This is a genomic window from Arthrobacter sp. Hiyo1, from assembly GCF_001263615.2.
Lineage (GTDB): Bacteria > Actinomycetota > Actinomycetes > Actinomycetales > Micrococcaceae > Arthrobacter.
The window spans coordinates 64952-72824 of sequence record NZ_DF952477.1; the positions used below are offsets into that span (position 1 = coordinate 64952).

At 60.4% G+C, this 7873-nt stretch carries 9 protein-coding genes and 1 pseudogene; 3 read left to right on the plus strand and 7 right to left on the minus strand.

The features are described from left to right. Positions 1-215 (plus strand): annotated as a pseudogene (locus AHiyo1_RS21675) (L-arabinose isomerase); the annotation flags it as partial. A gap of 74 nt (positions 216-289) precedes the next feature. Here AHiyo1_RS21675 and AHiyo1_RS21680 read toward each other — a convergent pair. The 6 genes from AHiyo1_RS21680 to AHiyo1_RS21705 all read right to left on the minus strand — a co-directional run bounded on the left by AHiyo1_RS21680 (position 290) and on the right by AHiyo1_RS21705 (position 6713). Beyond that, positions 290-484 carry a hypothetical protein gene (locus AHiyo1_RS21680; protein WP_148667707.1) on the minus strand — a complete coding sequence of 65 codons (195 nt, stop codon included), beginning with the start codon at positions 482-484 and terminating at the stop codon, positions 290-292. Between the two features lie 121 nt (positions 485-605). Further along, complete coding sequence (gene arfA / locus AHiyo1_RS21685) at positions 606-2117, minus strand: arabinosylfuranosidase ArfA (RefSeq protein ID WP_059389955.1); 1512 nt, start codon at positions 2115-2117, stop codon at positions 606-608. Between the two features lie 50 nt (positions 2118-2167). Continuing rightward, the gene (locus tag AHiyo1_RS21690; RefSeq protein ID WP_059389956.1) at positions 2168-3067 is read right to left on the minus strand and encodes a carbohydrate ABC transporter permease; all 900 of its coding nucleotides are present in this window, start codon (positions 3065-3067) and stop codon (positions 2168-2170) included. Beyond that, positions 3064-4050 carry a carbohydrate ABC transporter permease gene (locus AHiyo1_RS21695; RefSeq protein WP_084784670.1) on the minus strand — a complete coding sequence of 329 codons (987 nt, stop codon included), beginning with the start codon at positions 4048-4050 and terminating at the stop codon, positions 3064-3066. Before AHiyo1_RS21695 ends, AHiyo1_RS21690 begins: the two co-directional genes overlap by 4 nt. 76 nt (positions 4051-4126) lie before the next feature. Continuing rightward, entirely contained in the window at positions 4127-5479 is a 1353-nt protein-coding gene (locus AHiyo1_RS21700; protein WP_059389957.1) for an ABC transporter substrate-binding protein, read from the minus strand. A 223-nt stretch (positions 5480-5702) separates the two neighbouring features. Then, positions 5703-6713, minus strand: a complete 1011-nt coding sequence (locus tag AHiyo1_RS21705) for a LacI family DNA-binding transcriptional regulator (RefSeq protein ID WP_059389958.1) — start codon at positions 6711-6713, stop codon at positions 5703-5705. Positions 6714-6829: 116 nt separating this feature from the next. Here AHiyo1_RS21705 and AHiyo1_RS21710 point away from each other — a divergent pair, with 116 nt between their 5' ends. Further along, positions 6830-7222 (plus strand): low affinity iron permease family protein, encoded by a 393-nt coding sequence (locus AHiyo1_RS21710; protein WP_253257549.1) that lies wholly within the window; start codon positions 6830-6832, stop codon positions 7220-7222. Positions 7223-7253: 31 nt separating this feature from the next. Here AHiyo1_RS21710 and AHiyo1_RS21715 read toward each other — a convergent pair whose 3' ends face one another. Then, the gene (locus tag AHiyo1_RS21715) at positions 7254-7478 is read right to left on the minus strand and encodes a hypothetical protein (RefSeq protein ID WP_148667708.1); all 225 of its coding nucleotides are present in this window, start codon (positions 7476-7478) and stop codon (positions 7254-7256) included. Between the two features lie 134 nt (positions 7479-7612). Here AHiyo1_RS21715 and AHiyo1_RS21720 point away from each other — a divergent pair. After that, the coding region (locus AHiyo1_RS21720; RefSeq protein ID WP_216363289.1) for a low temperature requirement protein A at positions 7613-7873 on the plus strand (261 nt) is incomplete at its 3' end.

A 7873-nucleotide genomic window follows, 5' to 3' on the forward strand; every position in this document is an offset into this window, starting at 1 on the left:
AGCCCGACTTCGCCACCTCCGCCGCCGCGTGGCTCACCGCAGGCGCCGCGCACCACACCGTGCTCTCCACCCAGGTGGGCATGGACGTGTTCGAGGACTTCGCCGAAATCGCCCGGACCGAACTGCTCACCATCGACGACGGCACCACCATCAAACAGTTCAAGAAGGAACTCGCGTGGAACGCCGCCTACTACAAACTCGCCGGCGGGCTGTGAACGGCGAGGGCTTTTAACAAGAAGAAGCCCGGGCTAACGGCGCGTTGCCGTTAACCCGGGTTTTTCCGTATCTCTTATTCGTGGAACTTCTCACGCGCCTCGCGCTGTTGGCGTTCGAGCTTGGCTTCCGCTTCGGTCCTCCGCTGGCCGACGATGCGCATCTGGTGGGTGGTCGGGTGTTCGTATTCCTCCACGAAAGCGCCCTTTTCCCTCGGAAGGTAATGGCCGGGAGCCGGGGACGCGAGCTTTTGGTCTTCGTTTTCGCTCATGTCAAAATCGTCCCACCGGGCGGCGGCGGGCAAAAGGGGTTCGGCCCATAGTGCCGCAAGTGGAAGCGACATCCCGGTCTTCGGACCGGGATGTCGCTTGCCTTCTCACGAATTCACAAAGTCAGCCGAGGTTCAGGGCCGTCCAGGAGACGGGTGGCAGGGTGATTTCGACGACGCCGTCACGTACTACGGCACTCTTATTCGGGTGCAGCCCGACGCGGTTCGGATCGTTGAGCGTGTTCTTGGCGTATACATCCGCGTCCGAGAGCGTCTGCGCATCCAGGACGATCGCGCTGTCAAGAGCCGTGAGGTCGATGGTGACCGTTGCCTCTTCAGTCCGTGATCGGTTGACCAGGAAGACCGACGTCGCAGCGGCGTCCGCGTCGTAGGTAGCGACCGCGTCGATGAGCGGGACGGCACCGTAAGCGTCAGTGCTGTACTTGTCCGCATCCAGCCTCACGTCCAGGGCGACACCCTTGGCCAGTTTGGAGGTCAACGCGAACGGGAAGAACGTGGTCTGTTTCCACGCGGGACCGCCGGGTTCGGTCATGATGGGAGCGATCACGTTGACGAGCTGCGCCAGGGAGGCGGACGTGACACGGTCGGCGTGCTTAAGCAGTGAGATCAGGAGGTTGCCGAAGACGACGGCGTCGGCTACTGAGTACGTGTCCTCAAGCAGTCGCGGCGCCTTGGGCCAGTTGTCCAGCCCTTCGATTTTGTCCACGTTATGGAACCGTTCGAGGTACCACACATTCCATTCGTCGAAGGAAATGTTGATGGTTTTGGCGCTCCCGTTGACGGCTTTGACGTGGTCCGCCGTCGCTACAACGGATTCAATGAAGTGGTCCATGTCGGTGGCGGAAGCAAGGAACGAGTCCAGGTCACCGTTCTTTTCTTCGTAGTAGGCGTGGCAGGAGATGTAATCAACGTCCTCGTAGGCGTGGGTGAGTACCACGCGCTCCCATTCTCCGAAGGTGGGCATATGGGCGCTCGATGAGCCGCAGACCACAAGTTCAACTGAAGGATCAAGCTGGCGCATTGCCTTCGCGGTCTGCGATGCGATTTTGCCGTAGTCGTCGGCAGAGCGATGGCCCAACTGCCACGGGCCATCCATCTCATTGCCGAGGCACCACATTTTGACGCCAAAGGGCTCCACCCGGCCATGAGCGGCCCGGCGGTCCGACAGCTCCGTCCCGGAGCGGATGTTGGAGTACTCCAACAAGTCCAAAGCTTCCAGCGTGCCGCGGGTGCCGAGGTTGACGGCCAGCATGAGTTCGCTGCCCACCTTCTCAAGCCAGGTGCTGAACTCGTGCATGCCGATCTCGTTGGTTTCGGTGGAGTGCCACGCGAGGTCGAGTCGGTGGGGGCGCTGTTCCTTGGGCCCAACGCTGTCCTCCCAGCGGAACCCGGAGACGAAGTTGCCGCCCGGATAGCGGATGGTGGAAACACCGAGTTCTTTGACGAGCTCGATCACGTCAGTGCGGAAACCGTCGGCGTCGGCGCTGGGGTGACCGGGTTCGTAGATGCCGTCGTAGACACAGCGTCCAAGGTGTTCAACAAACGAACCGAAGAGGCGGGGATTGACTGCGCCCACTGCGAATTGTGGGTCGATCGTAAGGCGTGCGGAAACCATGGTCTGCTTTCGGTGAGAAGGAGCGAGAAATGAAGAGGTGCTTCAAGGGGCTATTTGAGGCTGCCGAGTGACAGGCCGCCCTGCCAGTACTTCTGCAGGGTGAGGAATGCCACCACGAGGGGAATGATGGAAATGAACGAACCGACGACGATCAGGCTCCAGAGCGAGTGGCCGCCCCCGTTGTTGGACGAAGCCAACTGCTCCCAGAGCCCTATGCCCACGGTGAGCGGATAGAGCCTCTCCGTGGACAACATGGCCAAGGGCAGGAAGTAGTTGTTCCAGGTCCCAACGACGGAAAGCAGCAGGACGGTCACCAGCGCCGGCCGAAGCAAGGGCAACGAGACTTGGAAGAAGGTGCGGAGTTCACCGGCTCCGTCCACCCTGGCCGCGTCGAGCAGCTCGTCTGGAACCGCTTCTGCGGTGTAAACCCGCATCAGGTAGACGCCGAAGGGGCTAAGCAGCGACGGCAGGATGACCGCCCACACGGTATCGGTCAGCTTGAGGTTGGACATCAGGATGAATGTCGGGATGACCAGCGCCGTCATGGGGACCATCACGGCACCGAGCAACAGTGCGAACGTAAGGTTCCGGCCCCGGAACTTGTACTTGGCAAACCCATAACCGGCCAGGACCGAGATTGCGGTCGCTCCCAGACCGCCGCTGACAGCGTAGAGAAGGGAATTGCCCAGCCACTGTACGTACTCCCCGCCGTTGTAGGCGAAAAGCTCCTGAATGTTCGCGATCAGGTTGAAATTCTTGTCGAACCACATAGCGCCGGACGAGCCCGCGAAAAGTCCTTGGGCGTCTTTCGTGCTGGCGACGAAAAGCCACCAAATGGGAGCCAGGAAATATAGGACCAGGACGCCCAGAAAGGCATGAGCCACCACGTTGCGCCGCCGGGGCCGCGACAGCCGGGTTGCGGCCGGGAGATGTGTTGTCAGCGCACTCATGAGAGGTTGCTCCCCTTCTTGCGGGTGGCGAACATGAAGATGTACACCGCGATGAAGACGACGATGCCGAGGGAGAAGGATATGGCCGAGGCGTAGTTGAACTGGGCGTATCCAAAGGCCAAATTGAACGCGTAGATGTTCGGGGTGAAATCCGGGGTGATGCTGCCGTTGGCTACCGGCCCGAGGATTTGCGGCTCGGAGAAGAACTGCAGCGTCCCGATCAGCGCGAAGATGAGAATGAGCACAAGTGCCGAAGAAACCAGGGGGATCTTGATGCGGAACGCAACCTGCCTTTCGGAGGCCCCATCAATCTTGGCGGCCTCGTAGAGGGTCGGATCGATTCCCTGTAATGCCGCGTAGATGATGATCATGTAATAGCCGGCCCATTGCCACGTCACAACATTGAGAAGGCCGTAGAAGACGTTGTCCTGGCTGAGCAGGAAGGGCGCGGAGGCGTGGAACAGGGAGAAAAACTGCTCAAGGGGGCCGAACGTCGGACTGTAAAGAAAGCCCCACATCAGGGCACCAATGACGGCCGGCACTGCGTACGGCAGGAAGATCATGAGCCGGGAGAACCTTGCGAGCCGGGTGGTGAGGTGGTCGAGCACGAGGGCGGCTGCCAGGGAGACGGCCATCTGGACCGGGATGAGGACCAGGGAGAAGCGGACCACGAACCACACACCCTTGAGGAACTGTGGATCCGAGAAGGCGCGGAGATAGTTCTCCAAACCGCTGAACCGCGTCCCTGTCGCCAGGCCCTTGGTGAACAGGCTGAGGTAGAGGGCGTAGGCAAGCGGAGCAAGAAGGAACGCCACGAAAACTATTCCGAACGGTGCGATGAAGAGCCATCCGGTCCTGGCCCGCCGCGCATTCATCTTGTCGCTGCGGGAGCGGGTCCTGCGTTCGGGCGGGGGCGCGGAATTCACTTTGTCCGGGGTGGAAGTGTGTGGCAACGACGTCACCGTTGACCCGTGAACTGCCATGAGCTGTCCTGCAACTTTCTCTTGATCGATTCCGCCCCGTTCCGCCCACCCGGGGCCGGCGGAACGGGAGGAGCTGTCAGTTGACTGTGAACCCTTGGCTCTTCGCGTAGTTCACCATGATGCCCTGCAGCTCGGTGGCTGCTTCGTCCCCGCTGACTTTGCCGGCATTGATCTTGACCGTCTCTGCCTGCAGTTGCGCGTAGTAGTAGACGCTGAACGGGCTGTAACTGAATCCCTTGTAGGCATTTTCGGCCGGTATGTAGATGTCCTTGTTCGCGGTCTGTCCGCCAAAGAAGTCGACGGCGTTGTTGGTGAACGCGTCCGACTTCAACACATTCTGGTTGAGCGGGAAGATCGTTTGGGTCTTCCAGCCGTCCGTCAGCGAGGCGTCGTCGGCGTAGAGGCCCTTGGCGACTTCGGCGGCGAGCTTCTGGTCACCGGCCTGTGAGGTGACGGCAAAGGTGGATCCTCCCCAGTTCACGGAGACTGGGTTGCTTGCATCCCATTGGGGGAGGGGGGCCGCAGCGAATGTTCCCTTCTCGTTGCCCTTACCCACTCCGGACCCGGTGAGGTAGCCGGGAGCCCATGCGGCCGAGATGTACGTAGCGTACTTGCCGCCGATCATTCCTGAAATGTAGTCGGTGGTGAACTGGTCCTGGGTGGCGACCAGGCCCTTCTTCACGAGTCCCGCCCAGTAGTTCAGCACGTCCTTGGCCGGCTGGCTGTCGAGGTGGATGGAGATGTTCTTCTGGTCCGCCAGGTCATAGGTGAAGGGAACGGCGCCCTTTTGGGCCATGAGGGCGGTCAGGGCGGCGGGGACATTGCTGCCAAGGTCTCCGAAAGCAGGGCCGCCGGCGTCCTTGACCTTCTGCGCGGCCGTTTCGTACTCGGCCCACGTCGTCGGCGGCTTGATGCCGTACTTGTCCAGGATGTCCTTACGGTAGATCATGGCCATCGGCCCGCCGTCGACCGGAATGGCGTAGACCGAATCGCCCTGCGAGACGTCCTTCCAGGAACCCGCGCTGAAGTTCTTCTTGACGTCTGCGGCGCCATACTTGCTCAGGTCCACAAGCGCGTTTTGCAATTCAAAACCCGTCAGCTGGTCAGCCTCGAGCATGATCACGTCAGGGGCTCCCTTGCCGGCCTGGATGGCAGTTTGGAACTTCGCGTACTCCGGGCCACCCTGGCCGGCCACGGTCCAGCAGACCTGGACATCGGAGTGGGAGTTGTTGAAGTTGTCGACGACCTTGGCCATGTTGGGGTACCACGCCCACACGGAGACCTTCGGAGCATCGGAATGCACAATCTTGTTTGTGCAATTGGTGGTATTGGAGCCCGCACTGGCGGCATCCGCGCCACCACTGCACCCTGCCAGTGTGGCGGCAAGGGCAGCGGCTGACACTGCTGCGGCAATTGCTTTCTTGTTCACGTAGTTTCCCTTCGGTCGTGCATGGACGTCGTCGTCGGAGGTGGAGCAGCGAGGGCAGGCCGTCTTCCAGCCAATGGATGGTGGTGGGACTTGGACGGACTCGGCGGATGGGGGACAAGAGACATTTCCGAGCTTTTACATCGATGTAAGTAATCGTTGTAAATCCATGATGATGTGACTGGACTTACATGTCAAGAAGAAATCGGACGGCGTCTTCGGCGGGCTAGATCGCCGTGGATTCCCGGCTGATGACCTTGAACCCGGCTTCAAACTCGCGGGCAGGCGTTGCTTCGGCCGCGCCGTCGATTCGTTCCAGGAGCATCGCGACGGCGGTCTCGGCGATCTCCCGACGGCCCGGATCTATGGTTGACAACGTCGGGAGTGAATACCGGGTTTCGTCGATGTCGTCAAAGCCGATGATCGCCACATCCTCAGGGATTCTCAGTCCAGCATCCTGCATGACACGCATCGCCCCTAGGGCGATGGAGTCGTTGAAGGCCACGACGCCGTCGAACTCCAGCCCGGACTCCAGGACGTGCCGCATTGCCTGGGCGCCGTCGGAACGGTGCCACGACTGGACGTCGATTGCCAGTTCGTCCCGGTAATCCAGCCCCGCCTTCTGCAAGGCGCGGCGGTAACCTTCCAAGCGAAGCCCGGCTGAACCGATGACTTCATTTCGGTGGGCACCAAAAGCGAGTAGTTTCGTTCGTCCGCGTTGGAGGAGGTGGTCGGTAGCTGCTTGCGAAGCCTCGATGTTTTGCATGGTCACGTGGTCCGTGGGGCCGTGAAAGATCCGCTCACCCAGGAGGACCATGGGAGTCGGAATCTCGATGAGGCCCGCGTCCTCCTGGCTCAGGCCGAGCACGCTGTACAGGACGCCATCGACCATTCGCATCCGGGGGCCATGCAGGATCTCCAGCTCGCGCGTCCGGGAACCTCCGCTTTGCTCGATGATCACCACTTTCCCGCGTTTTGAGGCGGCCGTCATGACGGCATCGGCGAGCTCGGCAAAGTAGGCATTCTTCAGATCCGGGATGATGAGGCTGATGACATCCGTGCGTCCGGACCGCAAGCCCCGGGCCGAGAGATTCGGCTGATAGCCGAGTTTCTCGATGGCCAGCAAAACCCGCTCGCGGGTCTCGGCTTTGATGTTTGGATGGTCATTGATGACGTTCGATACGGTTTTGATAGACACATCGGCCGCCTGGGCCACATCCCGCATGGTAATTGCCACTTTTCCTTCTTCCGCGCACGTCAGCGACCGTCCTTAGCTGAAGATTACAACGTTGGAAAGCGTTTGGGCCGAAACGGCACCGAGCTGCAGGATGGGTAGGTGCCAACCGGTAGTGGGTGGATGATGGCTGGATGAGCGAAGACAGCGGTTCCCGTCCGGATTTTTTCACCCGGTTCACCACCAAGGTGGCCAAAGTGCTCGGCCACGCCTGGGTGTTCAGCGCGGCAGTAATCATCCTCATTGTTTGGGCGTTTACGGGACCACTCCTGGGATTTTCGGATACCTGGCAGTTGGTCATCAATACCGGCACGACCATCGTGACTTTCTTGATGGTCTTCATCATCCAAAACACCCAGAATAGAGACAGCGCCGCCCTCCACGTGAAGCTCGACGCCGTGATGCGTGAACTCCGGATCACCAACTCCAAGCTTTATCAAGCTGAAGACGAAGGCGAGAAGGAGCTTGAGGAGCAGCGCCGACGCATCGAGCAGGAGGCCGAGTCCGATTAGCCGGATCTGGGTCGTGGAGTGCTGGCGGTTCCTACATGAGCCACTGAACCGAGACGTTCATCGCGAGCAGGGCATTCGTCAGCGGCGCAAGTATCGACTCGTCGGCCTCCATGCGGTGCAGCGTCTCGAGGAATTCATCCACCTGGATGTTCGTGAACCCGCCGTCCCGGAGTTGCTGGACGGCAAGCTCGGTATTCTGCTTCCGGGTGTTGCTGAATCGAGGGGTTACCTCTGGCTGTACCGGTTCCGAATCCATTGACTTTGCTTGCCCCCGCAACCTATCCCTGTCGGTATGACGCTCGCGCACACCGTATTCCTGCATTACGAATGCTACTATCTCGCGGGCCGAACTGGAGCAACGGCAAGTCCGTCAGCCAATAGCATGGGTCAATGATGGATAAGTCGTCGGTTCCTGGCGCGTTGAAACACGAGGTGGCCCGTGACCCTCGCCGCGTCCACTGGATGGAATTGTTCTTCGACCTCGTCTTTGTGGCTTTCGTCGGGCAGCTTGCGCGCGGGATCCACGGCGACCCCGGATGGGCTGAGTTCGGCACCTTCGTCCTGCTTTTCTTTCCGGCGTGGTGGGCTTGGGTGAACATTGTCTCCGTAGTCAACCTCCTGCCAGGTTTGTCGTCCCGGGCTCTGGGCGTC